This is a genomic window from Mycobacterium pseudoshottsii JCM 15466 (assembly GCF_003584745.1).
Classification (GTDB): Bacteria; Actinomycetota; Actinomycetes; order Mycobacteriales; family Mycobacteriaceae; genus Mycobacterium; species Mycobacterium marinum.
This window is the reverse complement of record NZ_AP018410.1, coordinates 3,552,727-3,578,747: the sequence shown is the minus strand read 5'-3', so window position 1 is coordinate 3,578,747 and position 26,021 is coordinate 3,552,727. Positions and strand designations below refer to the sequence as shown.

The following is a 26,021-nucleotide window of genomic DNA, read 5'->3' as shown; positions in this document are numbered from 1 at the left end:
GAGGAGGAGTCGGGCGATTGGGGTGGTGCGCGGCGACGATGCCGGCCGGTGAGGCCGGAGGAGGAGTCGGGCGATTGGGGTGGTGCGCGGCGACGATGCCGGCCGGTGAGGCCGGAGGAGGAGTCGGGCGATCCGCTCATGCGCGCCGCCGGCGGAGCCGCCGGCGGCGCGTTGGACTAATCCTTGGTGTAGATCGCCTCGATCTCGACGGAGAACTTTTCGGCGACCACGTTGCGCTTGACCTTCATCGTTGGCGTCAACTCGCCGGTGTCCTCGGTGAAATCGACGTGCAGAATTCGGAATTTGCGGATCGATTCGGCGTGGGACACCGCCAAGTTGGCCTCCTTGACGGCCGCATCCACCTCCGCAACCAGGTCGGGGTCCTCGGCCAGGTCGCGCACCGCCGCATGGTCGGCCTTGCTGTTGCGTTGCTTCCAACCGCCGAACGCCTCGGGATCGATGGTGATCAGTGCGCCGATGAACGGCTTGGCGTCCCCGACCACCATCGCCTGGCTGATCAGCGGGTGCGCCCGTAGCTGATCCTCTAGCACCGCGGGGGCGACGTTCTTACCGCCCGCGGTGACGATGAGCTCCTTCTTGCGGCCGGTGATGCTCAGGAAGCCGTCGTCGTCAATTGCGCCGAGGTCGCCGGTCCGGAACCAGCCGTCGGTGAATGCCTCGTCGGTGGCCTGTTCGTTGCGCCAGTAGCCGCTGAACACCACGCCGCCGCGTACCAATAACTCGCCGTCGTCGGCGATTCGCAAACTGTTGCCGGGCACCAGTTTTCCGACCGTCCCGATTTTGAGAGCGTCAATCTGGTTGACCGTGACGGCCGCGCTGGTCTCGGTCAGTCCGTAGCCCTCGTAGATGGTTAGGCCGACCCCGCGATAGAAGTGACCAAGTCGTGCGCCCAACGGTGCCCCACCGGAGACCGCCGCGTGGCAGTCGCCGCCAAGCGCCGCGCGCAGCTTGTGGTACACGAGCCGGTCGAACAGCGCATGCTTGGCGCGCAACAGCAACCCCGGGCGGCCGTCATCCCAGGCTCGACTCCAATCGACCGCCGTCTGCGCGGCGAGCTTGAAGATCGCCCCCTTGCCGTCGTTGGAGGCATTCTGTTCCGCGGTGTTGTAGACCTTCTCGAAAACCCGCGGTACCGAAACCACAACGGTGGGTTTGAACACCGCAAACAGTGGCAGCAGATTCTTGATGTCGCTGGTGAATCCGACGGTCACCTTGCTGGCGAAGGCCGACAAGGTAAGCGCCCGGGCCAGCACGTGGGCCAGTGGCAAGAAGACCAGCAGCCGTTGCCCGGGGGTCAGCAGCGTGGGTAGGCACTCCTGCGTGCCGCGAATCTCGTGAAGCAGGTTGGAGTGGGTGAGTTGGCAGCCCTTCGGCCGCCCGGTGGTGCCCGAGGTGTAGATCAGGGTTGCCGGATCCGAGGAGCGCAGCGCATCGAGTCGCGCCGTCAGCTCTGCCCGGTCAACCGACCCGCCCTCCTCGGCGAGCTGCTCGAGCGCCTTGGGACCCGAACCGTTGATAACCAGGACGCGGCGCAGGGCGGGCAGGTCACCGGTCAGCTCTGCGATCATTGCGGCATGCGCGTCAGTCTCAGCGAACGCCAGCACGGCTTCTGAATTCTGCAGCACCCAGCGCACCTGCTCGGCAGACGATGTCTCGTAGATGGGCACGGTGACAGCGCCCACCGCCAGGATCGCCAGATCCAGGATCGCCCACTCGTAGCAAGTGGCCGAGAAAATGGACACCCGGTCACCGGCCTGGACTCCGAGTGCGATCAAACCCAATGCTGCAGAACGAATGTGCCGGGCCGCCTCGGCGCAGGTGATATCGGTCCAGATATCGTCGATCTGGCGCTGATAGATGATGTGGTCGGGATCATCGCGCTCGTGCTCGAAAACTATGGCCGCGACGTTGTCGCGCTCGTCGACGGAAAAACGGGCGGGGACACTGTACTGACGCACTTCGTTTCGACCTCGCTACACCTGTTGTGGCGTTGATTGCCATTTTGCGGGCGGACTGCCTGCTCACAGCCTAATCGCAGCATTCGCGCAGCATGGAGGCGCCTGGTTGGCACCTGGTTCGGATTCTCACTGCGATTGCCCGCGCGCGGGTTCCGCACCTGCGGGGTGGTGCCAGCCCCCCTCAGGTGGGTGTGTGAAGCTGTGGCCATGAACAGCATCCAGATCGCGGATGAGACGTATATCGCCGCGGATGGCGCACGGGTCGGAGCCGCGGTCGCGGATCGATCAAGCTGGAGCCGGTGGTGGCCCGATCTGTGGCTGCAAGTCACCGAGGACCGCGCCGACAAGGGAATCAGGTGGGCGGTTACCGGGGCCTTGACCGGCACGATGGAGATCTGGCTCGAGCCGTCGTTGGACGGGGTCGTGCTGCACTATTTCCTGCATGCTGAACCCACTGGAGTGACGGCTTGGGAGTTGGCCCGGATGAAGCTGGCGAAAATGACGCATCAGCGCCGGGTGGCGGGCAAGAAGATGGCGTTCGAGGTGAAAACGACGTTGGAGCAGACACGCCCGATCGGAGTTTCTCCGGTAATTTAGCCGGGTCAAGGTAGCGCTTCGGGGAGTACCGTTTCTGCCGGAAGGCCGTGTCCCCGGGAAAAAACATCGAGTGCGGGGGCAGAGAAAGGTGGTCAGGTGGCGGACAAGACGACGCAGACGATTTACATCGATGCGGAGCCGGGTGAGGTGATGAAAGCGATCGCTGACATCGAGGCCTACCCCGAATGGATCTCCGAGTACAAGGAAGTCGAAATCCTCGAGGCCGATGACGACGGCTATCCGATGTTGGCCCGGATGTTGATGGACGCCACCATCTTCAAGGACACCCTGATCATGGCCTATGAGTGGCCGGCAGACCGTCAATCGCTTAGCTGGACCCTGCAGTCCAGCTCGCTGCTGAAGGCCCTTGAAGGTTCGTATCACTTGGCGCCCAAAGGCTCTGGTACTGACGTTACCTACGAGTTGTCGGTTGATCTGGCCATTCCGATGATCGGAATGCTCAAGCGCAAGGCTGAGCGCAGGCTGATCGACGGAGCCCTGAAAGATCTGAAGAAACGAGTTGAGGGCTGAGTGATCCTGTTGCGCCCACCCCGGCTCAGATCAGTCTCTTCGTAGGCAAAGGCGGGGTAGGAAAATCCACTTTGGCGGCCGCCACCGCGGTTTGTGACGCCACTGCTGGTCAGCGGGTGTTGGTGGTATCCACCGATCAGGCGCACTCGCTGGGTGATGTGCTGGGCATTGCGGTTGCGCCGACGGGCTCCGGCGAGCCGGTTCGTGTTTTTGCTGATCTCGAGACCGGTCAGGTCGACACCGGCGGGGGGTTCTTGGACGCCCTAGCGCTGGACACCCTGGCGTTGCTCGAAGACCGCTGGCGAGACGTTGTCGATGCCCTCAATGGGCGATTTCCGGATTCGGAGTTGGGCAGCATTGCTCCCGAGGAGCTCTCCGCGCTGCCCGGAGTCCAGGAAGTGCTCGGTCTGCACGCGGTCGGTGAGCTCGCGGCCAGTGGACGTTGGGACCGCATCGTGGTCGACTGCGCCTCGACCGCGGACGCCCTGCGGATGTTGACCCTCCCCGCCACCTTCTCCCTGTACGTCGAGCGCGCGTGGCCGCGGCATCGCCGGCTCAGTCTCGCTATCGAAGATGGCCGCTCGGCCGCGCTGGTGGAGCTGCTGGAGCGAACCAGTGCCAGCGTCGATCGACTCAGCACTTTGCTGACGGATGGTTCTCTGGTCGGCGCGCATCTGGTGCTGACTCCTGAGCGGGTGGTCGCAGCGGAGGCGACGCGCACGCTGGGATCGTTGGCCCTGATGGGCGTCCGCGTCGAGGAATTACTCGTCAATCAGGTTCTGGTGCGGGACGAGGCATACGAGTACCGCAGTCTGCCCGACCACCCCGCCTTCTACTGGTATGCCGAACGCATCTCCGAGCAGCGTGCCGTTCTCGAGGAACTCGACGCCACCATTGGCGATGTGGCGCTGGTGCTGGTTGCGCATGCGGCCGGCGAGCCGATCGGACCCAAGGCCCTCGGTGGGCTGCTTGATGGCGCCCGCCGGCGCCGCGGAAGCGCGCCGCCGGGGCCGCTGCGTCCGATTGTTGACCTCGAGTCCGGGTCCGGCCTTGGGTCGGTATATCGTCTGCGGCTAGCGTTGCCCCAGCTCGATCCCGGTTCGTTGACACTGGGCCGAGCTGATGACGACCTGATCATCAGTGCCGGCGGCATGCGGCGCAGGGTGCGGTTGGCCTCCGTATTGCGGAGGTGCATCGTGCTGGACGCGCGCCTGTCTGGCGGTGAGCTGACCGTTCGATTTCGACCAGATCCGGAGGTGTGGCCGACGTGACTGGGCCCCATACCGAAGTTGGTCCTGAACTGCGCAAACTCGCCCAGGCGATCCTCGATGGCGTAGATCCTGCACTGCGCGCCGCGGCCGCCATGGCATCGGGCGGAGCGACCGGCAAGTGCCAACAGGTGTGGTGCCCGCTGTGTGCGCTCGCTGCGCTGGTCAATGGTGAGCAGCACCCGTTGACGACGGTTATCGCCGAACACAGTGTGGCGTTGCTCAACGTGATTCGCGCCATAGTCGACGACATCGACCGATCGGCGAAACCGCCGCCGGATGGTCCGCCCGGCGGGGGCCTCAGCAGTGAGAGCGCCCCCGAAAACGGGTCGGCGAACGCCGATGCGAAGACGCGCTACCAGGCGATCCCGATTACTCTGCAAGAGTAAGCGACCAACCTACGGAGGTGGTCGTACCTATCGCCGATGGGTACAGTTGGCGCAGACATCATTCCGATGCGGGTGAGAGGGAGGGCCATGTGGTACTACCTATTCAAGTACATCTTCATGGGCTGGCTCTTCACCCTGCTGGGGCGGCCGAAAGTCGAAGGGCTGGAACACATCCCGAGCTCCGGGCCGGCTATTCTCGCCAGTAATCACCTCGCTGTGGCCGACAGTTTCTACCTGCCATTGGTCGTGCGTCGTCGGATCACCTTCCTGGCGAAGGCCGAATACTTCACCGGTACCGGCGTGAAAGGCTGGATCAACCGCTGGTTCTACAGCGTCTCCGGGCAGGTGCCGATCGACCGCACCAATTCCGACGCGGCACAGGCCGCACTCGAAACCGCCGCAGGACTGCTGCGCCAGGGCAAGCTGCTGGGCATGTACCCAGAAGGCACCCGCTCGCCCGACGGTCGCCTCTACAAAGGCAAGACGGGCCTGGCTCGGCTGGCGCTGCACACCGGAGTTCCGGTCATCCCGGTGGCGATGATCGGCACCAATGTCGTCAACCCGCCGGGACGCAAGATGTTGCGCTTCGGCCGCGTCATCGTTCGTTTCGGTAAGCCGATGGATTTCTCGCGGTTCGAGGGTCTGGCCGGCAACCACTTCATCGAGCGGGCCGTCACCGACGAGGTGATGTACGAGCTGATGGGGCTCTCGGGCCAGGAGTACGTCGACATCTACGCCGCCAGCATCAAGAACGGCGGCAAGGGGGATGACGACGGGTCCGGCGACGCGGTACGGATTCCCGAAACCGCCGCCGGATAATCAGCGCGCGGCCGGGGCCGGGGTTCGGTCCGGCTCCGCCGGACGCTGCATTGTCATCCGGGTGGTGACCGTCAGTCCGGCCACGACGATCACGGCCAACGCCCACCACACGTAGGACATGCCGGCCAGCTGACGCCACCAGGCCGCGGTGGCCTCGCGGTGTTTGGGCAGCAAATCGATCGGTGACCAGCGCATCAGCGCCAATCCGGCAATGGTGACCACCGCCAGCGCGACGTTGCGCCGCCGCCAGGCCAGCACCCCGGTCACGACCACCGCCGGCAACATCCAAACCCAATGATGCGACCACGACACTGGGGAAACCACCAGGCCGAACAAGGCGACACAGATCACCGCAAGGCTTGGCTCTTCGGCCCGCAGGACCCGCCGCATCGCCCAGACGGTCACCGCGAGTACCCCTAAAGACAGCAACACCCACAGCAGGTGGCTCGCATGCTCGCCGATCGGTAGGCGGGCGAGTGCGCCCGCAATGTTCTGGTCGGTGTTGAGCGCCGCGGAACCGATCCGGTCGGTGTGCAGCAAGGTGTCGGTCCAGTACTCCCATGAGTCGTGCCAGGCCAGCGCGAAACCGGCCAGCGTGGCGACCACGAAAGACGCCACCGCCGTCAGCGCCGCCCGGTTGTCGCGGCGCAGCAGGAAGTAGAGCAGGAACACGGCCGGAGTCAGCTTCAGGGCGATCCCCAAGCCGAGCAACAGCCCCCGGGGCCGCGGTGTGCGACGCGGGAAGCAGTCGAGTATCACCAAGGTCATCAGCACGGCATTGATCTGGCCAAAAGCGAAGTTGGAACTGATCGGCTCCAGCCAGAGCGAGGCCGGGGCCACGATGATGACCGCCAACCACAACCGGCGCAGCCACGCGGGTCCGGGCAGCTGCTCCGAGTTGGGCCACACATCCAGAGCGGTAAGCACCACCACCGTCGACGCGCTCAGCACCACCAACGTCAAGAATGTGATCGCCACACTGGCCGCCGGCATGTGTAACCAGGCAAACGGGCTGAACACCACCGCCGACAGCGGAGGGTAGGTGAACGGCAGGTCCAGTCCGATTGGTGTGTGGAACTTCACGTCGCCGCTGTAGAGCGGGCGCCCGTCCAACCAGGCCTGACCGCCCATCTGATAGATGTCGATGTCGATGCGGTATGGGATGTGCCCGAACAACCGCCAGACCACGCATCCCAGTGCCGCGGCCGCTACCAGCCACAGCAGGTACCAAACCGAGACCCGCCCGAGTCGACTGCCCACGTCGGGCGACCTCAATGTACTCATTTCCCCGACAGCCTAATCGTTACCGGACGGCCGGACACCGCTGCAGCGAGGCTGCCGACCTGCATTCGTCGGTGGGCGTAACTTTTTTGTGGTGTTCTATTGGCTGCAGCATGACATTGTCGACCGCGGCCGATTGCCGCTTTTGTGCTGCCTGGTTGCCTTCATCCTGACGTTTTTTGTGACCCGCACCTTCGTGCGCGTCATCCGCGGGCGCCCAGACGATGGCCCGCTGCCCAGGTGGTGGCAGCCCCGCAATGTGCACCTCGGGTCGGTGCATGTCCACCATGTGACATTCGGGGTGGTGCTGGTGATGATCTCGGGGCTGACCTTGGTGACGCTGGCTGTCAACGGACGCGAGCCCGAACTCAGCGTGGCGGCAACTTTTTTTTGGGATCGGCGCGGCACTGGTGCTCGACGAGTATGCGTTGATCCTGCATCTGTCCGACGTCTATTGGGAGGAAGACGGCCGTACCTCGGTGGACGCGGTTTTTGCGGCGGTAGCGGTGGCGGGTCTGCTGACCCTGGGTTTGCATCCCCTGATGTTCTTCCCGACGATCTGGTCCGGTAGCGATTCGGTGCTCCCGCGTGCGGTGGTGGTCGGCGGATTGGTGCTCACGCTGCCGCTGGCAACGGTGGTGCTGATCAAGGGCAAGGTGTGGACCGGGTTGCTCGGCATGTTCATCGTGGTGTTGCTGGTCATCGGTGCAATCCGGCTGTCGCGGCCGCATGCCCCTTGGGCCCGGTGGCGCTATACCGCGAAACCGGACAAGATGCGGCGAGCGTTGCAGCGCGAGCGCACCTTGCGCCGCCCGGTGGTGCGGGCCAAGCTCTGGTTGCAGTGTGCGATCGCCGGCACCCCTCGGCTGCCCGACGAGCGCGCCGTCGAGGCGCAGTTGGATCGCGACGTTCACCCCGCGCCGCCACCCGAGGGCACCGAGCCGATATTGACCTCCGTATAGGCTGCGGCGATGCGGTACTTCTATGACACCGAGTTCATCGAGGATGGCCGCACCATCGAACTGGTCTCGATCGGCGTGGTCGCCGAGGACGGCCGTGAGTACTACGCCGTTTCCACGGAATTCGATCCGGAACGGGCTGGAAGTTGGGTTCGTGCCCATGTTCTGACCAAACTGCCGTCACCCGCCTCGCAGGTGTGGCGTTCGCGCCGCCAGATCCGCCTGGACCTGGAGGAGTTCCTCGGTGTGGACAGCGGCGAGCAGATCGAACTATGGGCCTGGGTCGGGGCCTACGATCATGTCGCGCTGTGTCAGTTGTGGGGTCCGATGCCGGGCCTGCCGAAGGCGATACCGCGTTTCACCCGGGAATTGCGGCAGCTGTGGGAGGATCGCGGCAGCCCGCGGCTACCCCCGCGGTCCCGAGATGCCCACGACGCGCTGGTCGATGCCCGTGATCAATTGCGAAGGTTTTTGATCATCACCGACCGCTAGCAACGTTCGGCCCATCAGCCCGCAACAATGCCCAGTTACCATGTACCGATGAACTGGACCGTCGATATTCCGATTGACCAGCTGCCGTCGTTGCCGCCGTTGTCTGATGAGTTGCGGGCACGGTTGGATGCTGCGTTGGCTAAGCCAGCTGCTCAGCAGCCCAGCTGGCCGGTCGATCAGGCGACGGCGATGCGTAAGGTGCTCGAGAGTGTGCCGCCGGTGACGGTGCCTTCGGAGATCATCCGGTTGCAGGAGCAGCTGGCGCAGGTCGCTTGTGGTGAGGCGTTTTTGCTGCAGGGTGGGGATTGCGCGGAGACGTTTACCGATAACACCGAGCCGCATATCAGGGGCAATGTGCGCACGCTGTTGCAGATGGCGGTGGTGCTGACCTATGGCTCGAGCATGCCGGTGGTCAAGGTTGCTCGGATTGCGGGGCAGTACGCCAAGCCGCGCTCGGCCGATACTGATGCGTTGGGGTTGAAGTCCTACCGCGGTGACATGATCAATGGTTTTCCGCCCGATGCTGCTGCCCGCGAGCATGATCCGTCGCGGCTGGTGCGTGCCTACGCCAATGCCAGTGCGGCGATGAACTTGGTGCGGGCGTTGACGTCGTCGGGGTTGGCGTCGCTGCATTTGGTTCATGATTGGAACCGCGAGTTTGTGCGGACCTCGCCGGCGGGGGCGCGCTATGAGGCGCTGGCCAACGAGATCGATCGGGGCCTGCGGTTTATGAGTGCCTGTGGGGTGGCCGACCGTAATCTGCAGACCGCTGAGATCTACGCCAGTCATGAGGCTTTGGTGCTCGATTATGAGCGGGCGATGTTGCGGTTGGGTGAGGGGGAAAACGGTGAGCCGCAGTTGTATGACTTGTCCGCCCATACCGTGTGGATCGGTGAGCGGACCCGTCAACTCGATGGCGCCCACGTTGCTTTTGCGGAGGTGATCGCCAATCCGATCGGGGTCAAGATCGGCCCGACGATGACTCCGGAGCTGGCTGTCGAGTATGTCGAGCGGCTGGATCCGCATAACAAGGCGGGCCGGCTGACGCTGGTGAGTCGGTTGGGGAACAACAAGGTCCGTGATCTGCTGCCGCCGATCGTGGAGAAGGTCCAGGCCGCCGGTCACCAGGTGATCTGGCAGTGCGATCCGATGCACGGCAACACCCACGAGTCATCCACCGGCTACAAAACCCGCCACTTTGACCGCATCGTCGATGAGGTACAGGGATTCTTCGAGGTCCATCGCGGCCTGGGAACCCACCCGGGTGGTATCCACGTCGAGATCACCGGCGAGAACGTCACCGAATGCCTGGGCGGCGCGCAAGACATCTCCCACTCCGACCTATCCGGGCGCTACGAGACCGCCTGCGACCCACGACTGAACACCCAACAATCACTGGAACTGGCCTTCCTGGTCGCCGAAATGCTGCGCGACTAACCGCCGTTGGCGGTGGGCTTTCCGATGGGATGACCGCTGCTGACCGTCCGAATTTCGGACGGTCAGCCCGCGGCGCTGGGGTCGGTTACCCGGGTCCGGCCCGCGCCTGTTCGTGACCAGGCGCGGGCAGGATTGCGACGCTCCCGGATCGTCGCCCCGGTCGGGGGCGGTCCGGTGGTGGCGCAGCGCGTGCTACTTGTGAGCGCCCACATCACCCGCGCTGCCCGACGCCGCGGCCAGCAGCGTGATACCGGCGGCCATTCCCCCACCGAAACCGATGCACAGGATATTGCCGTGCAGCTCGGGGTACGCGTGGTGCAGGGTGATGGGGATCGATGCCGAACCGGTGTTGCCGAATCGGTCGATGGTTTGGTGGCATGTGGCGTTACGCAGGTCCAGTAGCGAGTAGATCTCATCGAGCATGCGTCCATTGGCTTGGTGCATCACCACGTGGTCGATGTCCTCCACAGCGAGGTGGTGTCGCGCCAAGAATTTGCGGACTTGCTCCGGGACCGTGGTGGTGACGAAGTCGCGGACGCCTCGACCGTCCATGTGGAAGTAGTGCTGTCCCGCGTCGAGAGTGGCCGTGGTCAGGGGCTGGCGGCTGCCGCCGCCGGGCACCCCGATCAGGTTGATGTGCTGGGTGAAGGTGTGCAGTTCGGTGTCGACGATGCGCAGGTGCCTCGAGCTGGCTGTGGCGGGTCCGACCACCACAGCACCGGCGCCGTCGCCGAACAGGCAGACCGTTTTTCGGTCGGTGGGGTCAAGGATGCGTGAGTAGACGTCTGCTCCGATGACCAGCACGTGGATGCTGTCACGTTGGGCCAGCGCGTGTGCGGTGTTGATGGCGAACAGGAACCCGCTACACACCGCATTGGTGTCGAAGGCGTATGCGCTGTTGGCGTGCAGCGCATTTTGGACAAAGGCGGCCGTGGGTGGCTGGGGTTGGTCGGGTGTGGAGGTCGAGACGATGATCGCTCCGAGCTGCCCGGCGTTGATTGCGGTGTTGGCGAGGGCCTGTTCGGCGGCCTGGACGGCCAGATCCGAGGTGGCCTGCTCCGGGTCGGCCCAGCGTCGGGTCCGGATCGCAGTTCGGGCGAATATCCAGGCATCGTCGATGCCGGCGCTGGCACCTGCCTGGTTGTTGGTGACGACGCGCGGCGGTACGAATGCGGCGGTGCCTAGTATGCCCACTGTGGGCGGTAAGGGCACAGATTCCTCTGGGGGAGAGGGCATTTGCGCGAGCGCGCAACCACAGCAGCATTCGGGACGGTGCTCCATGATCTCCTCCAGGAAATTGTTGTGGAAGTTATTGCGAGATCAGTGTCGAATGGGTGACCGTTGACAGCGTGTGGATGGCGCTGGCCCGGTCACCGTGGATGCAGTTGTGGTCGAGTTGAAGTGGCGGTCTTGGATTTTGGTGTTGTCCTGCTGACGACCGCGGCCAAGACGCCGGCCGTGAACTACCTGGCTGAACCAACGGTCGCCAGTTTCTTTTCGCTCACGGCCGCGCCTTGTCGTGTGCTGATGTTCGCCGCAGCCCCTGGGCGCTGATGCGAGTCCTAGGTTCGCAAGTCCCCGAATACTTCCTTTTCGCGCTCCATGTCGATGGCGCGCGATGCGTAGCGTGCGGTCTCCAATGACCACGCCACGTTGCCGGTTATCCAGTTGCTGCAGGTATCCAGCATGGAGATCACGCCTTGTTGATCTTCGGTTGGCAAGCGTGGGATGAGGCGGGTGTGGATGAGCTGTTTGGTTTGATCGAAGCGCGCGATCTCCTCGTGCAGGTACTGACTGACCCGGTCGGCTGCTTGCGCAGTCGTGAGATCATCCTGAGACTGCAGGACGGCGACGTAGTTGCACAGGTCGCCCAGACTGAGCTCTTTGGGCGCGGAGTAGAGGTCGTTGCTCCAGGACACGATGTTGTTGGCGGCTTCGCGAGCGGCCCGTATGTATGGGTGCACCAACAGCGACTCCGATAGGGCACGTCTAGCGGCGGCTTCGCCGAGGTCGAGCGTGATGAATACTGCGCTGGAGATCAGCCGGTGGGCTCGATATGACTGTTCGTCGAGCGCAATGCGTGATGCGTTGATCAGGGCATGGCTTCGGTAGGAGTTGACGTAATCGACCATGTCGTTGGCCAGTCGTCTGCACCAGTACGCCGGCATGCCCTGGGTAGTCCGCTCCCAAAGATCCTCCAACGCCACCACATAGGGCCTGACTACTGGGCTCGGGGGTGCTGAGGGCAGCCCGGTGTAGACGGTGTTGGTGGCCGCCGCCGTCGCAATGGCAAAGTCCTGATCGCAGCCGTCTATCGATTCATCGAAAACGTCGTCGAAGGCAAAGAGCCAACCGATCCAGTCCGCCATCAGATCAAGCTGCGCACCGGTTGCCGCCGGATAGGTCCATGCCGCCAGGCGATGCTGCGCGAGTGCATCGAAGGCGTCACCGTTGGGGCCGTCGAGGACGATGCCTGTGGCACGAGACCATGTCTTCAGGTGTTCCCCTGCTTTGTCGACATCGGGGCTGATTGTCGCCTCGGTACCCAAGTCGACCTGGGGGAAGTCAATAACGTTCACTTGGAGTCCATTTCCGTTGCGCTACTGGGAATTTCCGCCGCTGATTGAACAGGCTCGTCCTCAATGGATTCTCAACGGATCTTGAACCGTGGCGGAGTGTCTCGCCGCGAAAGGAGTGTGATCAAGCTGGGCAGCTTGATGTTTCGGCGTCGCAAGGTGTGATGTGAATGGAGAGCCCGTCGGGCGTGTGTGATCGGGGCCGGGCGAGCGGCAGAGCGGAGTTAAGTCCCTGCAAGAGCGACATCTTCACGAAGTCTCGCACTCTCATCGCCGCCCGCGTCGCATCCTGAATATGGGTACCAAAACGCACTTGCCTGCGGGTTCCGCCCCGCGGCCGCGATGGCCGCATCTGGGGCGGCTGGCATGCGTCCCGGGGGAGGCGAGCGGCGCCGCGCGTCGGTCTCAAGCGACTCACCCAGACATCTATTACGTACACGTTAAATCCAGATCGCACTTGGATATTCGGTTGATCCCTACCGGATCGACATGCTTCTGCGGCCCAACGAGCGCCGCAGGTCAGCTCATTGAGAAGTTGTTGAGGCCGGTACCGGACACTGCCCGTCACCGCTTGTGGTTCGCGGACAGGTTTCTTCTGATGTGAGGAGTTGGTCGATGTCGTTGGGCATGGTCAATGTTGCCAATGCGACCCCGAACGCAGCTCGGGCGCTGCTGAAAAATGCTCGGCAACAGTGCGATCCGGTCTTGCGGACAGCAGTGGGGTGGTTGAGTGAGCCGTTGGCCAAGATGGCCGGATATCACCTCGGCTGGTGGGACGTCAATGGGGTGCCGGTAGATGGTTCGTCTGGCAAGTCGATTCGGGCGGCGTTGGCGTTTGGGGCGGCGTCGGCGTGTGGTGATGCGCGTGCCGCAGCTCCTGTGGCGGCGGCGGTGGAGTTGATGCACAACTTCTCGTTGGTTCATGACGACGTGATGGATCGCGATGCCACTCGCCGGGGTAGGGCGACGGTATGGGCGGTGTGGGGTGAGACCAATGCGATTGTTCTCGGAGATGCGTTGCACGCGTTGGCCGGCCGTGTGTTGGTTGAGATGTTGGAGCCTGAGGTTGCGGCGAACGCCGTTATGAGGTTGGAATCCTCGTGTGTGATTTTGTGCGATGGCCAGTTCGAAGATTGTGACTTTGAGACACGCGAGTCGGTGAGCGTTGATGGCTATCTGGAAATGGCGGCCGGCAAGACGGCGGGATTGATGGGTTGTGCCTGTGCGTTGGGGGCGTTGGCCGCGAATGCGGATCCTGCCACGGTGACGGCGATGCATCAGTTCGGTTTCCAACTGGGCTTGGCGTTCCAGATCGTCGATGATGTGATGGGTCTCTGGGGAGATCCGAATGTCACCGGTAAGCCGGTCGGTAGTGATCTGGCCCGCCGCAAGAAGACTTTTCCGGTGGTCGCCGCCTTGGGCTCTGGTACGGAGGCGGCGGCTAGCTTGGCGCAGCTTTATGGGGCTGAAGAGCCGATGTCAGCCGATGAAGTGCGGCAGGCGATCGACTTGGTGGAGACCGCGGGGGGCCGCAAGGCCGCCGAGCGGCAGGCCGATGAATGCATCGGTGCCGCGCTGGCGGCACTACCTGACTCCGCGCGATCAGAAGATCTGATTGCGTTGACGCAATTGGTCATTGCCCGCGACCGGTGACTTCTTACACCGAGCCGAAATGAAATCAGAACGGCCCGAGAGGCCCCCTTGCTGCACTTCTTGGTTGTCGGGTAAGCGGCCAACAGTTCAGTAGCGGTTGACGATTTGGTAGGCCGCGACGATGCGGTGATGGGGAACTGCTTCCGGGGATTTGCCGGACCACGCTGAAAGGACTGCTTGAAATGCCGGAGATCATGTTGGAGTTGGTTGATGCCGGTGGCGTCACGCAGGGTGTGGCGGAGAAGATCGCTGCGCATGAAGCGCCGGGGCTGCTACATCGCGCGTTCTCGGTGTTCCTATTTGATGACTCCGGGCGAATGGCACTGCAGCGCCGTGCCGTGGGCAAGTATCACTGGCCAGGAGTCCTGTCGAACGCGTGTTGCGGACACCCGTTTCCTGGGGAGAGCCCGCGGGTGGCCGCGCAGCGCCGAGTGCGCGAAGAGCTCGGGCTCGACGTCGAACTCGTACCGGCAGGGACGGTGACGTATCGCCACGCCGATGCGCAGACGGGTCTGGTCGAGCATGAGTTCAACCACCTGTACGTGGGGCGAATCTCGGGTCCGCCACAACCGGACCCCGACGAGGTCTCGGAAGTGCGCATGGTGACCGCGGCCGAACTGGCCCAGCTGCTCGAAGCGGATAGTTTCTCCGGTTGGTTCCTCACCGTATTAGGCGCCGCCCGAGTCGCTTTCGCCCAGTTCACGCAAGAGATCTACTAGCGATAGGGCAACAAGTGAGTCATCCCGCGATGAAGGCACGTTCGAGATCGGGTGTGGGAACGGCGACCGGGAAAGCGATCGTCCTAGGCGAGCACCTGGTGGTGCATGGGGCGGCCGCACTGGCCATTCCGATCCCAATATTGGTCGAGACGGCCACCGCACACCGGGGCCCGGCACCAACCCCGGTCCGGCAGCCAACGGTGGGGTCGATGGGTCTGGACATGGCGTCGCTGATCTCAGACTTCGCTGAACGGTTCGACGTGCCAGCCGCAGTCGCGTCGGGCGTGGTTGTCGAGGTGTCGCACGTCGTGCCATGCGGGCGTAGGTTGGGGTCGAGCGCGGCGGTGGTGCGAGCGGTGGTGCTGGCGCTTGCGGACCTGTTTGAGTGTGAGCCGTCTGCGGCGCAGGTTTATGAGCTGGTTCAGTCCAGGGGGCGAACCGCGCACGGCACACCCAGTGGGGTGGATGCGGCCGCTACCGGCGCTGACGGGCCCATTGTGTTCCACCGGGGGGCTGTCCGACCGGTGAGCCCGGCGCCGGTAGGGGTGTTTGTGGTGGCTGACAGCGGCGAGATCAGCGCGACCAAAGACTCCGTCGCTGAGGTCGCGGCAATCTTGACTGCCGACAGAGACGGCTTGGCTCGTCGGGACTGGCTCGTCGAGCAACTCGATGCTCTGGTCGGTCGCGCGGCCATCGACATGCAGCAAGGCGATCTCACCGCACTCGGGGCAGCGATGGCTCGCAACCACGACCTGCTCCGCGGGCTGAACCTGTCAACGCCGCGGCTGGAGGGTCTCATCGAGGCGGCCAACACCAGTGGCGCAATGGGCGCCAAACTCACTGGCAGCGGTCGCGGCGGATGCGCGCTCGCACTTGCCCGCGATTGGGTCCACGCGCAAGTCATCGGTGAGGCAATGCTCAAGGCCGGCGCGGTGGCTACCTGGGCTGTCGCGCTCGACTCCTTCGCCGGACGGCTCACCGCGAGCGCATCGGGTCGCGAGGTTGCGCCGTGAGCACAGCAGCGGCGACCGCGGTCGCTCATCCCAACATCGCGCTGATCAAGTACTGGGGCAAGCGCGACGAAGAGTTCATGCTTCCGATGACCTCGAGCCTGTCGATGACCCTGGATATCTTCCCGACTACGACCACCGTCGAGGTCGGGCCCACCGGCGGTGGAGTTGGTCCGGATATCGTGATGATGGCCTGGAAGCCGGCGCCGGAGGCTTTTTCGACCCGAGTTACCGAATTCTTGGATCTGCTCCGAGTGCGGGTGAAGTCGCGGGCCCCGGCGATCGTTGATACCCACAATGCGGGGCCCACCGGAGCTGGGTTGGCCTCATCGGCGAGTGGCTTCGCCGCGCTGGCCGCCGCTGCGTGTGCGGCCTACGGGTTGGACACCGATGTCCGGGAACTGTCCCGGCTAGCGCGTCGTGGTTCAGGCTCGGCGAGTCGTTCGGTGTTCGGCGGGTTCTCGGTGTGGCACGCCGGTGCCGCGATTGGAGCCGACGGTGATGCCCAATCCTATGCCGAGCCAATCGATGTCGCGCTTGATCTAGCGCTGGTGGTCGTTGCGGTCGAGGCCGGGGCCAAGCAGATCTCGAGCCGGGCGGCAATGAGCCAGACCGTCAAGACTTCTCCGCTGTATCGAGCCTGGGCTGACGCCAGCGGTGATGACCTGCACGCGATGCAGGCCGCGCTTGCCGCCGGCGACTTGCACGGCGCCGGTGCGATCGCCGAGGCCAACGCGATGGGCATGCACGCCACCATGCTGGCCGCCCGGCCCGCTGTTCGATACATCAGTGCGGCCTCGCTACAGGTAATCGACCGGGTCGTCGCGATGCGCGGCGACGGCATCGCGGCCTACCTGACGATGGACGCCGGTCCCAACGTGAAGGTGCTCTGCTCGCGCGATGATGCGGCACTTATCGCGGCCTCACTGAAGGAGCTGAGTCAGGTCCAGACGGTGGTGGTGGCCCATCCGGGGCCCGGGGTGGCTCTTGTAGAGAAGGCCACGCGGTGAACAGCATCCGAAAAGCACCGGGCAAACTGGTCATTTTGGGCGAGTTCGCGGTCGTCGAGCCTGGCTGTGGCGCGCTGGTCGCTGCGATGGACCGCTATGTCACTGTCCAGGCCGCGGATCTGGGCATCGGTGGCGGGGTCGCCGTCAGTAGCGAGCTGATAGCTGGCACTGTGGATTTGGATTCTGACCGGTCCGTCGCGGCCCGGCAGCTGCCGCATATCGCATCCGCGGTGGCCATCGCGCGCCAGTGGCTGGACTGCCCGGACCGCGGCGTCGGACTGACGATCACCTCGCAGCTGCATGAGCGTGGCGTGAAGCTGGGCCTAGGTTCCAGTGGGGCTGTCACCGTGGCGGTTGTCGATGCGGTTACCGCCGCATGGGGCGCCCCGGTAGACCGGACGACCTTATTCCGGCTTGCGTTGATCGCGACCGCGCGCCTGACGACCTCTGGCTCCGGTGTTGACGTGGCTGCGGCGGTGTTCGGCGGCTGGCTGTCCTACCGCTCCCCGGATCGCCAAGCCATCGTCGAACTCGCCGCCGCGGACCTGCATTCGGCGGTTCACGCCGAATGGCCCGGCCACGTCATCGCCGCGGTCGCGCCGCCGCCTGAACGTCTGCTCGTCGGGTGGACGGGCGCTCCCGCGGCCACCACGGCCCAGATCGGCAGGCTGGCATCCGGCGACCGAACCCGCGACGAGATTGTGCGCCGGTTCCGCGAGTCTTCCGAAGAATGTGTCGACGCCGCCATTGGCCTGCTGACACCTGCGACGGCCTCCTGCTGCGGGTCTGCGCCCGCTGGCGCGGGACTCGGCGAGCATGTGCGTCAGTTCCGGAATCTGCTGTGCGAGTTGGACCGCGCTACTGCAATGGGCATCTTTACCGAGCGGCTCAACGCGCTGTGCGCCGCAGCAGAAACCAGCGGCGCGGCCGCTAAACCCTCCGGTGCTGGAGGTGGCGACTGCGGGATTGCATTGGCAGGAAGCTCCGTCGATGTGGCCGGGCTTGGCCGTAGCTGGCTGCACGCGGGCATCCGCCCCCTCGACGTCGACGTAGCCCCACCAACGGTGAACGCCGCCGATATTGCTCTTCCAACAACAACATCCTTCTAACAGCCCGAAAGAGGTAACCACAAATGACCACACAACAGGAGCAGCTCTCGGTGCATGTGTCCCCCTACGCTGGGTGGGGCCCATCAAGATCTCGGGCAGCGAAGGGCAATTCAGCGCCCATGCACCGTTGGCCACCTATGAATCACCGGTATGGCCGTCCGTTGGCCGCGGGGCCAAACTGTCCCGTCTGACCGAAAACGGCATTGTCACAACCCTGATCGACGAGAAGATGACCAGGTCGATCCTGCTGATCGCCCCCGATGCCGCCGTCGCAAACAACACCGCGCGCCAACTGCAGACCGAATTCGCAGAGCTAGCAGCGGTTGTCGGACAAACAAGCCGCTTCGCCGAGTTGATCGGGATGCACCCGCAGATCACCGCGAACCTACTGTTCATTCGATTCGAGTTCCGCACCGGCGACGCCAGCGGCCACAACATGGCCACACTAGCGGCCGATCACCTGATCGCACATATCCTGACCCGCTATCCGCAGATGGAATACGGATCGATCTCGGGCAATTGTGCTGCGACAAAAAGCCGACCGCGATCAACGGCATCCTAGGCCGCGGAAAAAAACGTGGTCACCGAGATCGTGATTCCCCGCGACCTCGTCGAACAGCACCTGCACACCAGCGCGGCAGCGATCACCGCGCTCAACATCCGCAAGAAACTCATCGGCACCCTGCAAGCCGGTACCATCCGATCGGCCAACGCGCACTACGCCAACATGCTGCTGGCCTTCTACCTCGCCACCGGCCAAGACGCCGCCAACATCATCGCAGGCTCCCAAGGTGTAACACACGCCGAGGACCGCGACGGCGATCTGTACTTCTCCTGCACCATTCCCAACCTGATCGCCGGCACCGTAGGCAACGGTAAAGACCTGGACTTCGTCACCGACAACCTCGCCCAGCTGGGATGCCGCGAACAACGGCCCCCCGGCGCCAACGCACGCCGGCTCGCCGTAATCTGCGCGGCCACCGTGCTGTGCGGCGAACTGTCACTCATGGCCGCCCAAACCAACCCAGGCGAACTCATGCGCGCGCACACCACATACGAACGCAAACCATCGACGGCCTAACAACAGACAACCCCAAAACCGCAACACCGGAAAGGAACATCCATCATGGTCTCGATCGGAATTCACGACCTATCAATAGCCACTGCGCATTACGTACTCGACCACGCAACCCTGGCCGAACACCACGGCGTGGACGTGAACAAATACCTCATCGGTCTGGGCCAACAGCAGATGAGCATCGTCGCACCAGATGAGGACATCGTCACTTTGGCCGCCGCGGCCGCCGACCCGATCATCAAACGGCATGGCAGCCAAAAGATCCGGACAATAGTCATCGGTACCGAGACCGGCGTCGATCAGTCCAAATCGGCGGGAATCTGGGTGAGCTCCCTGCTCGGCCTACCCTCGAGCGCCCGCGTACTCGAAGTCAAGCAAGCTTGCTACGGGGCGACGGGTGCTCTGCAACTCGCGCTGGCACTCGTACACCGCGACCCGACCCAGCAGGTGTTGGTCATCGCAGCCGATGTGGCCCGCTACGACCTCGACAGCCCGGGCGAGCCCACTCAGGGCGCAGCGGCCGCGGCGATGCTGGTTTCGACAGACCCCGCGCTGCTGCGGCTGGAGGAGCCCACCGGAATCTATACCGCCGACATCATGGACTTCTGGAGACCGAACTATCGCAGCACCGCGTTGGTCGACGGAAAGGCCTCGGTCACCGCATATATGGAGGCGGCATCGGGCGCGTGGAAAGACTACACCGAACGCGGCGGTAGACCCTTCGGCGAATTCGCGGCTTTCTGCTACCACCAACCGTTCACGAAAATGGCGTACAAGGCACACAAACAACTGGCCGCAGAAGCCGGTGAAGATGCCAGCGACGCCGCGGTCCAGGCGGCGGTCGGCAACACCGTCGAGTACAACCGGCGGATCGGCAACAGCTACACCGCATCGTTGTATCTGGCCCTCGCGGCGCTGCTGGATCAAGCGGACGACCTCTCAGATCAGCCGATAGCGATGCTGAGCTACGGATCAGGTTGTGTAGCCGAACTATTCGCCGGAACCGTCACTCCCGGATATCAGCAACATCTACGCACCGATCAGCACCGCGCAGCGCTGGAAACGCGAATCCCGCTGAGCTATGAGCACTATCGCAGACTGCACAACCTCACGCTGCCCACCAACGGCAACCACCACAGCCTGCCGGTGGAAACCTCCCGCCCGTTCCGGCTGACAGCGATCTCCGAGCACAAACGGATGTACGGCGCAGTCTGATGTGAGGAGGTGGTCGATGTCGCTCGGCATGGCCGATGTTCCAGATGCGCCACCGGATGCGGGTCGGATACTGCTGGCGCGGGCTCGGCGCGAGTGCGATCCGGTAATGCGGGTAGCCGTGGGCTGGTTGGCTGAGCCGTTGGCAACCATGGCCGGGTATCACTTGGGCTGGTGGGATGTCAACGGATCCGGGACGGGTGGTTGGTCAGGGCGGGCGACGCGGGCCGCTTTGGTGGTCGGGGCAGCCGCCGCTTGCGGTGACGCGAGTGCGGCGGCTCCGGTGGCGGCGGCGGTGGAGTTGATGCACAATTTCTCGCTGGTTCACGACGACGTGATGGATCGCGATGTCACTCGCCGCGGCAGGGCGACGGTATGGACGGTCTGGGGAGAAACCAGCGCGATCATGTTCGGAGATGCGCTACACGTCTTGTGTAGTCGCGTATTGGCCGAGATGTTGGCGCCCGAGGTTGCCATGACCGCGATCGCGACGTTGGAGTCGTCGTTTCTGGGTTTGCGTGTCGGCCAGGTCGATGATGGTGACTTCGAGACGCCCAAGCGGGTAACGGTCGACGGGTACTTGCGGATGGCAGCCGGGAAGACCGCGGGATTGATGGGGTGTGCCTGTGAGCTGGGGGCGCTGACCGCGGGTGCGGATCCGTTGACGGTATTGGCGATGCGGTAGTTAGGCTACCACCTGGGCCTGGCCTTTCAGATCCTCGACGACATCGTCGGCATTTGGGGAGATCCATCTGTCACCGGCAAGCCGGTCGGCAGCGATCTGGCCCGCCGCAAGAAGACTCTGCCGGTGATTGCGGCGTTGGAGTCCGGCTCCTCGGCGGCGCTCAAACTGGCTGAGCTGTATCGGTCTACGGAGCCGATGACGGCCAATGATGTGGCGTGGGCGAGTGAACTGATCGAAGCCGCAGGGGGGGCAAGGCAGCTCGGCGGCATGCCGATGAACTCATGGATGCCGCCCTTGCCGCGTTGCCTGACCAGCTAGGCTCGGCTGATCTGATCTGATCTGATCTGATCTGATCTGATCGGCTTGGCGCAACTGGTGATCGGTCGCGATAGGTGATCAGGCGGTGCTGGGTGGTCAGCGGATCGCCGGCGTAGGAAACTCGCTCAGTGGTGTTGCGCGACTACAGCAGTCCGCTCAAGTTGCTGCCGATCGTCCACGCCGCGGCCGCAACCATCCCGGTGATTGCCAGCACCACCGCTACCCAGATCAGCACGGTGCGACGGGCATGCTGTCGTGCCCAGGCAAATTCGTTCAGGGAGATTCCGGCGAACTGCCCTGACACCGGCTCGTATTCATACTCGTCGGATTCGTCATCGAAGTCGGAGCCGGGGGGCTCGTTGTGATTCTCGGGTTCTCGGGGGAGCTCGCGCGTCGGCTGGCGGCCGTGCGGAGAGGCCGAGACTTGCTCGGAGGCCTCGAAGGGCCGGTGTTGGTTGACTCGGCTGTGCTGCAGCGCCGCCGACCGGTGCTGTGCCGAGTTGCGCGGTGCCGGCACCCGGAATTCGGGCAGCGCCAGCTCCTCCACGATTGCGTCCAGATCGGCCGCCATCTCGATCGCGTCGGCGTACCGTTCACTCGGGTCACGGGCGGTAGCGCACGCCACAAATTCATCGAACTGTGTTGGAACGCCCGTGATCACAGCGCTGGCGGGCGGCACGTCATGATCGAGTCGTTGATACGCGATGGACAACGCCGTGTCACCGGTGAACGGCGTAGCGCCGGTGAGCAGTTCGTAGGTGAGGATGCCGGCGGAGTAGACGTCACTACGGGGGCCGGCGTTGCCGTCGCGGACCTGCTCCGGGGACAGATAGGCTGCGGTGCCCAAAATGACGCTGGTGGAGGTGATCCCAGCCGCTGCGACGGCACGGACCAGCCCGAAGTCCGCGATTTTCACGTCACCGTCATCGGAGATCAGGATGTTCTCCGGCTTGACGTCGCGGTGGACCAAGCCGGCTCGGTGCGCGGTCGCCAGTCCACCAAGCACCGGGCGCAGCACCGCCGCGACGGCATGGGGCGGCATCGGGCCACGTTCGCTCAGCAGCTCCCGCAGGGTGCCGCCTTCGATGAGCTCCATCACCAGAAATGGATGCCGCGCATCTAAGCCCTGGTCGTAGACGGCGATCAAGCCGGGGTTCTTCAGCCGGGCGACCGTGCGGGCCTCGAGCTGAAAGCGGGTGAGGAATTGCTGATCGCCCGCATAGCGGGAGTCCATCACCTTCAGTGCGACCGGGCGATCGAGGCGAACGTCCAGGCCGCGGTAGACCGTCGAGGTTCCGCCGCTGGCGATCCTGGCCCCGACCAGGTAACGGCCATCCAACAGCGCGCCGTCCAATTGGTCCCCAATCCCGGCTTCAATTCGGCCCCGATGCGGGCCGACACGGTCTGCGAAGGAGCCGGGGAATTCAGCTCGAGCCACTGAGCCATCCTAGGTTGCGCCGCGAATCGCAGGGCGCAACGTAGCCGCAACGCGCACACCCGCCAGCTTGCCAGGTTCTACACTGGCGCGGTGGGCAGTATTCCGGCCGGCGACGACGTCCTGGACCCCGACGAACCAACCTATGACCTGTCTCGGGTCGCCGAACTTCTCGGCGTTCCGGTCAGCAAGGTGCATCAGCAGTTGCGCGAAGGCCACCTTGTCGCGGTGCGGCGCGAGGGGGGTGTGGTCGTGCCGCAGGTCTTTTTCACCAGCTCAGGTCAGGTGGTCAAGAGCTTGCCAGGGTTGTTGACGATCCTGCATGACGGCGGATACCACGACACCGAGATCATCCGGTGGTTGTTTACGCCGGACCCGTCGTTGACCGTCACACGCGACGGCTCACGCGACGCGGTGAGCAACGCGCGCCCCGTCGACGCGCTCCATGCTCACCAGGCTCGTGAAGTCGTCCGCCGCGCGCAGGCCATGGCCTACTAAGAAGGCTCGATCCAGGCCGTCTGAGGCTCGCTGAGCCCTACTGAGGGTCCTTGGTGCCCATATCGAGGGGCGCCGCGGGCTCGTCGGCCGGTGTCTCGCCAGGCCGGGTGCGCAGGTCGGGCGCGCGGTAGAGCGCGTACCACGCGGCCAGTGCGCAGCCTGTGGCGATCCAGAAGTGCAGCCAGGAGTACATCCCGTGTGATCCGTCGGGCTTAAAGATCACCATGATCCAGGTCGAAATCCCGGCGATGGCCGCCATCGATCGCCGGGACTGCGCCAGCGGCGCCGCGACGGCCAGTGGCCAGGAGTAATACCAAGGCAGGGCGGCTGGTACGAACAGCACCACGATGAGCATCGACCACGCGATGCCGGTCAATGCGGCCCGGTCGTCGCGCCGGAACCGCCACCACAGCAGCGGGAGCGATACGGCGATGATCGCGATTCCGATGAGTCGGGTGACGTGCAGCAAGGTGTAGAAGTCGAGCGTGAAGAAGTTCCTGCCCAGGGCATGGATCAGGTTGGCCGCCCCGGTCGGCAGGGTCAGCCAGTTGATGATCTTGACCGAACCGGCCAGCGCAGTGAGCCACCCGAGCCCCACCCGGGCCACCGCGGACAACACCGAGAACACGGCAAGAAAAACCAGTAGCGAGGCGGCGGCGGCCACCAGGAAGGCATGAGCCGGCCGATACCCCCGGCGCTCGTGTAGATGGCGCATCCATACCCAGAACAGGAAGGGCAGTGCCAGCCCGGCCGTCGCCTTGACCGCGACGGCGACCGTGATCAGCGCGATACCCGCAACATGGTGGCGTTGCAGGGTTAATGCGATACCGGCGGCCATCAGGCCCACCATCAGCATCTCGTTGTGCACCCCGCCCATCAGATGAATCAGGACCAATGGGTTGAGAACACAGATCCACATTGCGGTTGGGCTGTCGGCCCCGAGATGGTGAGCCAGGCGCGGGGTCGCCCAGATCAGTAGGGCCAACCCGGGCAGCATGCACAAACGCAGCAGCATGGTTCCTGCGACAACGTTGTTGCCGACGATCATGGTGACGACCTTTGCCACAAGGATGAATGCCGGACCGTACGGTGCGGTCGTGATCGTCCAGATCGGACTCACGTCGTTGAGCAGCGAATTCGCGTTGGCAACCGGGCCGACGGCGTAGGGGTCCAGGCCGTCGCGGAGCAGTGCCCCCTGGGCGAGGTAGGAGTAGGTGTCCCGGCTGAAGATGGGCACCGAAAGCAACAGGGGCGCCAACCAGAACGCCGTGGTGGCCCGAATGGTGAACTCGCTGGCTTGGCCGGCGAGGACCCCTCGCCCCAATCGCAGCCAGGCGATCAGCATGAGACCAACGCCCAGCCACAAAACGATCGATGACAGCACCAGCCCGTGACCGAAGCGCAGCCAGGACATGTGGATGGATTCCAGCAGTGGATCGTGCTGGCGGATGCTGCCCGCTCCCAGCCCGCCGACGGTGATCAGCACCGCACCCAGCAGCCCCAGCCGCGCAGGCCCGGCCTGGGGGGAGGACGCAAACTCTCGAATCCGCGAAAGGCGTTGCCTAACAGACATTTTTGTCACAGAGAGGGCTTCCGGAGTGGGTGTTGGACTTGTCATTGGTTCAGGCCGACCGGTCCGTGGCCGTCCGGGCCAGCGCGGACAAGCCGGCTTTGGCGCTGGCATTGATGGGTATGGACTCGAGTGTGGCAAGTGCGCGCCGGGTGAGCCCGGCGATCCGGTTCTCGGCGGCCGCAAGGGCCCCGACCCGCACGATCACCTCGCGCAGCTCGCCCACCTGCGAGTCGGTGAGCTCACTGCCGACCGCGGACCGCAACAAGTTGGCGGCCTTCGGGTCCGACCTGTCCGCCAGCGCGGCCGCCTCGGCGATCAACACCGTGCGCTTTCCCGACCTCAGGTCGTCGCCGGATGGCTTTCCCGTCACTGCCGGGTCGCCGAACACCCCCAGCACGTCGTCGCGCAGCTGAAACGCGACTCCGAGATCGGTTCCGAACTGGTGGAACGCCTCCTGGACATCGGGCCGGTCGGCGGCCGCGGCCGCCCCCAGCTGCAACGGCCTCGAGACCGTGTAGCAGGCGGTTTTGAAGGTTGCGACAGTCATTGCCGACGTAATGGAATCGGCCGCGCTGGCTTCGGCCACGATGTCAAGGTATTGCCCGCCCAGCACCTCGGTGCGGATATCCGACCAGACGCGCTGGACCCGCCGTTGCGCGTCGGGTGACAGGCTTGACTGGGAAACCCGCGAAATGATGTCGTCGGCCCAGGCCTGTGCCACATCGCCGATCAGGATCGCTGCCGAGATCCCGAATTGCTGTGCTGGGCCGAGCCAGTTCCGGTCCCGGTGTAGCGCCGCGAAGTGTATGTGGGCCGTTGGCCGGCCGCGCCGCGTTGACGAGGCGTCGATGACGTCGTCATGTATCAACGCCCAGGCATGTAGCAGCTCCAGCGCAGAAAACAACAACAGTAGATCCGGGTCGGGATCTTCGGTTGTCACGGCCTGCCAGCCCCGATAAGCGAAAATCGGCCTTAGCCGCTTGCCCCCGGAGAGCACGAACTCTTCCAGCCATGCGGTCAAGGCGCCGTAGTCGTCGCCGATGTAGGCCGCCTGGCTGCGACGATCACGCAAGTACAGTCGCAGTTGGTCGGTGATGGCGCCGGCCAGCTCTTCGGTTGCCGATGCGTCGACGCTCAGCGCGGCGCCCCTTTCTGCTCGGCTTGTCTCTGGCCCGACAGTGTATTAGGCCACAGCGCAGGCGGCGGGTGTTGGTCTTTTAGGGTTGCGGCGCGGGTTGACCCCACAAGTTGCTTCGCCTAACTGACTAACCCACACCTATGCTGTTGGAAGTGACCTGGGTTTTGCGGCTCCGCGCGACCCGGATCCCCTGTGCGCGGTGTGGCGCCGCCTGGCAACGGGCAGAGAATAATCGTCAAAACAAAGGGGAGCTGT

Annotated in this window: 22 protein-coding genes and 3 pseudogenes; 18 read left to right on the top strand and 7 right to left on the bottom strand. The window is 64.2% G+C overall.

Annotated elements, in window-relative coordinates; translation table 11 throughout:
- Positions 1–176 precede the first annotated feature (176 nt).
- Positions 177–1,979, bottom strand: a complete 1,803-nt coding sequence (locus MPSD_RS16270; RefSeq protein WP_020787112.1) for an AMP-dependent synthetase/ligase — start codon at positions 1,977–1,979, stop codon at positions 177–179.
- Positions 1,980–2,186: 207 nt separating this feature from the next.
- Here MPSD_RS16270 and MPSD_RS16265 point away from each other — a divergent pair, with 207 nt between their 5' ends.
- The 5 genes from MPSD_RS16265 to MPSD_RS16245 all read left to right on the top strand — a co-directional run bounded on the left by MPSD_RS16265 (position 2,187) and on the right by MPSD_RS16245 (position 5,583).
- The gene (locus tag MPSD_RS16265; protein WP_011741296.1) at positions 2,187–2,576 is read left to right on the top strand and encodes a hypothetical protein; all 390 of its coding nucleotides are present in this window, start codon (positions 2,187–2,189) and stop codon (positions 2,574–2,576) included.
- Positions 2,577–2,672: 96 nt separating this feature from the next.
- Positions 2,673–3,107 (top strand): SRPBCC family protein, encoded by a 435-nt coding sequence (locus tag MPSD_RS16260; RefSeq protein ID WP_011741295.1) that lies wholly within the window; start codon positions 2,673–2,675, stop codon positions 3,105–3,107.
- Positions 3,104–4,378 (top strand): ArsA family ATPase, encoded by a 1,275-nt coding sequence (locus MPSD_RS16255; protein ID WP_188069513.1) that lies wholly within the window; start codon positions 3,104–3,106, stop codon positions 4,376–4,378. The genes MPSD_RS16260 and MPSD_RS16255 overlap by 4 nt, the downstream gene beginning before the upstream one ends.
- On the top strand, positions 4,375–4,764 hold the full coding sequence (locus tag MPSD_RS16250) for a hypothetical protein (RefSeq protein WP_015356162.1): 390 nt from the start codon (positions 4,375–4,377) through the stop codon (positions 4,762–4,764). Before MPSD_RS16255 ends, MPSD_RS16250 begins: the two co-directional genes overlap by 4 nt.
- Before the next feature lie 87 nt (positions 4,765–4,851).
- Complete coding sequence (locus MPSD_RS16245) at positions 4,852–5,583, top strand: lysophospholipid acyltransferase family protein (protein ID WP_011741292.1); 732 nt, start codon at positions 4,852–4,854, stop codon at positions 5,581–5,583.
- Here the strand turns inward: MPSD_RS16245 and MPSD_RS16240 are convergent, their stop codons facing one another.
- Positions 5,584–6,867, bottom strand: coding sequence for a glycosyltransferase 87 family protein (locus tag MPSD_RS16240; RefSeq protein ID WP_036426500.1), 1,284 nt, complete (start codon positions 6,865–6,867; stop codon positions 5,584–5,586). It abuts the gene before it with no gap.
- A gap of 91 nt (positions 6,868–6,958) precedes the next feature.
- Between MPSD_RS16240 and MPSD_RS16235 the strand changes: the two are divergent.
- The 3 genes and pseudogenes from MPSD_RS16235 (at position 6,959) to MPSD_RS16225 (ending at position 9,752) form a co-directional block, all read left to right on the top strand.
- A pseudogene (locus MPSD_RS16235) lies at positions 6,959–7,826 on the top strand (hypothetical protein).
- A gap of 9 nt (positions 7,827–7,835) precedes the next feature.
- Positions 7,836–8,315 (top strand): polyadenylate-specific 3'-exoribonuclease AS, encoded by a 480-nt coding sequence (locus tag MPSD_RS16230; protein ID WP_012394886.1) that lies wholly within the window; start codon positions 7,836–7,838, stop codon positions 8,313–8,315.
- Between the two features lie 48 nt (positions 8,316–8,363).
- On the top strand, positions 8,364–9,752 hold the full coding sequence (locus tag MPSD_RS16225) for a class II 3-deoxy-7-phosphoheptulonate synthase (protein WP_119571736.1): 1,389 nt from the start codon (positions 8,364–8,366) through the stop codon (positions 9,750–9,752).
- A gap of 192 nt (positions 9,753–9,944) precedes the next feature.
- Here the strand turns inward: MPSD_RS16225 and MPSD_RS16220 are convergent, their stop codons facing one another.
- Positions 9,945–10,946, bottom strand: coding sequence for a 3-oxoacyl-ACP synthase III family protein (locus MPSD_RS16220; protein WP_086085352.1), 1,002 nt, complete (start codon positions 10,944–10,946; stop codon positions 9,945–9,947).
- A 216-nt stretch (positions 10,947–11,162) separates the two neighbouring features.
- Here MPSD_RS16220 and MPSD_RS28180 point away from each other — a divergent pair, with 216 nt between their 5' ends.
- Entirely contained in the window at positions 11,163–11,306 is a 144-nt protein-coding gene (locus MPSD_RS28180) for a hypothetical protein (protein WP_020725618.1), read from the top strand.
- An 8-nt stretch (positions 11,307–11,314) separates the two neighbouring features.
- Here MPSD_RS28180 and MPSD_RS16215 read toward each other — a convergent pair whose 3' ends face one another.
- Complete coding sequence (locus tag MPSD_RS16215; RefSeq protein ID WP_086085353.1) at positions 11,315–12,331, bottom strand: terpene synthase family protein; 1,017 nt, start codon at positions 12,329–12,331, stop codon at positions 11,315–11,317.
- 612 nt (positions 12,332–12,943) lie between these two features.
- Between MPSD_RS16215 and idsB (MPSD_RS16210) the strand changes: the two genes are divergently transcribed.
- From idsB (MPSD_RS16210) to idsB (MPSD_RS16175), 8 genes and pseudogenes are all read left to right on the top strand, one after another.
- Positions 12,944–13,981, top strand: coding sequence for a geranylgeranyl diphosphate synthase IdsB (gene idsB, locus MPSD_RS16210; protein WP_086085354.1), 1,038 nt, complete (start codon positions 12,944–12,946; stop codon positions 13,979–13,981).
- A gap of 182 nt (positions 13,982–14,163) precedes the next feature.
- The gene (idi, locus tag MPSD_RS16205) at positions 14,164–14,700 is read left to right on the top strand and encodes an isopentenyl-diphosphate Delta-isomerase (RefSeq protein ID WP_086085355.1); all 537 of its coding nucleotides are present in this window, start codon (positions 14,164–14,166) and stop codon (positions 14,698–14,700) included.
- A 29-nt stretch (positions 14,701–14,729) separates the two neighbouring features.
- Positions 14,730–15,713: a mevalonate kinase gene (mvk, locus tag MPSD_RS16200; protein WP_223162046.1), complete on the top strand. Its 984-nt coding sequence runs from the start codon at positions 14,730–14,732 to the stop codon at positions 15,711–15,713.
- Positions 15,710–16,720 carry a diphosphomevalonate decarboxylase gene (mvaD, locus tag MPSD_RS16195; protein ID WP_020787121.1) on the top strand — a complete coding sequence of 337 codons (1,011 nt, stop codon included), beginning with the start codon at positions 15,710–15,712 and terminating at the stop codon, positions 16,718–16,720. The genes mvk and mvaD overlap by 4 nt, the downstream gene beginning before the upstream one ends.
- Positions 16,717–17,829 (top strand): phosphomevalonate kinase, encoded by a 1,113-nt coding sequence (locus MPSD_RS16190; protein ID WP_015356152.1) that lies wholly within the window; start codon positions 16,717–16,719, stop codon positions 17,827–17,829. Before mvaD ends, MPSD_RS16190 begins: the two co-directional genes overlap by 4 nt.
- A gap of 73 nt (positions 17,830–17,902) precedes the next feature.
- Positions 17,903–18,910, top strand: a pseudogene (locus tag MPSD_RS16185) (hydroxymethylglutaryl-CoA reductase).
- A 45-nt stretch (positions 18,911–18,955) separates the two neighbouring features.
- Entirely contained in the window at positions 18,956–20,122 is a 1,167-nt protein-coding gene (locus MPSD_RS16180) for a hydroxymethylglutaryl-CoA synthase (RefSeq protein ID WP_020787124.1), read from the top strand.
- Between the two features lie 16 nt (positions 20,123–20,138).
- Positions 20,139–21,142, top strand: a pseudogene (idsB, locus tag MPSD_RS16175) (geranylgeranyl diphosphate synthase IdsB).
- 122 nt (positions 21,143–21,264) lie between these two features.
- Here the strand turns inward: idsB (MPSD_RS16175) and MPSD_RS16170 are convergent.
- Complete coding sequence (locus MPSD_RS16170) at positions 21,265–22,500, bottom strand: protein kinase domain-containing protein (protein ID WP_174524096.1); 1,236 nt, start codon at positions 22,498–22,500, stop codon at positions 21,265–21,267.
- A 150-nt stretch (positions 22,501–22,650) separates the two neighbouring features.
- Between MPSD_RS16170 and MPSD_RS16165 the strand changes: the two genes are divergently transcribed.
- A complete protein-coding gene (locus tag MPSD_RS16165; RefSeq protein WP_011741279.1) occupies positions 22,651–23,055 on the top strand; it encodes an Rv2175c family DNA-binding protein in 405 nt (134 codons plus the stop codon).
- Positions 23,056–23,092: 37 nt separating this feature from the next.
- Here the strand turns inward: MPSD_RS16165 and MPSD_RS16160 are convergent, their stop codons facing one another.
- Positions 23,093–24,673 (bottom strand): alpha-(1->6)-mannopyranosyltransferase A, encoded by a 1,581-nt coding sequence (locus MPSD_RS16160; protein WP_036426502.1) that lies wholly within the window; start codon positions 24,671–24,673, stop codon positions 23,093–23,095.
- 4 nt (positions 24,674–24,677) lie between these two features.
- Entirely contained in the window at positions 24,678–25,736 is a 1,059-nt protein-coding gene (gene idsA2, locus MPSD_RS16155; RefSeq protein WP_036426503.1) for a bifunctional (2E,6E)-farnesyl/geranyl diphosphate synthase, read from the bottom strand.
- Positions 25,737–26,021 lie beyond the last annotated feature (285 nt).

Bases quoted from the DNA above. Each gene is read 5' to 3' on its own strand.
- MPSD_RS16245 (WP_011741292.1), top strand. From the start codon at position 4,852: ATGTGGTACTACCTATTCAAGTACATCTTCATGGGCTGGCTCTTCACC.
- mvk (WP_223162046.1), top strand. From the start codon at position 14,730: ATGAAGGCACGTTCGAGATCGGGTGTGGGAACGGCGACCGGGAAAGCG.
- MPSD_RS16265 (WP_011741296.1), top strand. From the start codon at position 2,187: ATGAACAGCATCCAGATCGCGGATGAGACGTATATCGCCGCGGATGGC.
- MPSD_RS16180 (WP_020787124.1), top strand. From the start codon at position 18,956: ATGGTCTCGATCGGAATTCACGACCTATCAATAGCCACTGCGCATTAC.
- idsB (WP_086085354.1), top strand. From the start codon at position 12,944: ATGTCGTTGGGCATGGTCAATGTTGCCAATGCGACCCCGAACGCAGCT.
- MPSD_RS16240 (WP_036426500.1), bottom strand. From the start codon at position 6,867: ATGAGTACATTGAGGTCGCCCGACGTGGGCAGTCGACTCGGGCGGGTC.
- idi (WP_086085355.1), top strand. From the start codon at position 14,164: ATGCCGGAGATCATGTTGGAGTTGGTTGATGCCGGTGGCGTCACGCAG.
- MPSD_RS16230 (WP_012394886.1), top strand. From the start codon at position 7,836: ATGCGGTACTTCTATGACACCGAGTTCATCGAGGATGGCCGCACCATC.
- MPSD_RS16160 (WP_036426502.1), bottom strand. From the start codon at position 24,673: ATGACAAGTCCAACACCCACTCCGGAAGCCCTCTCTGTGACAAAAATG.
- MPSD_RS16225 (WP_119571736.1), top strand. From the start codon at position 8,364: ATGAACTGGACCGTCGATATTCCGATTGACCAGCTGCCGTCGTTGCCG.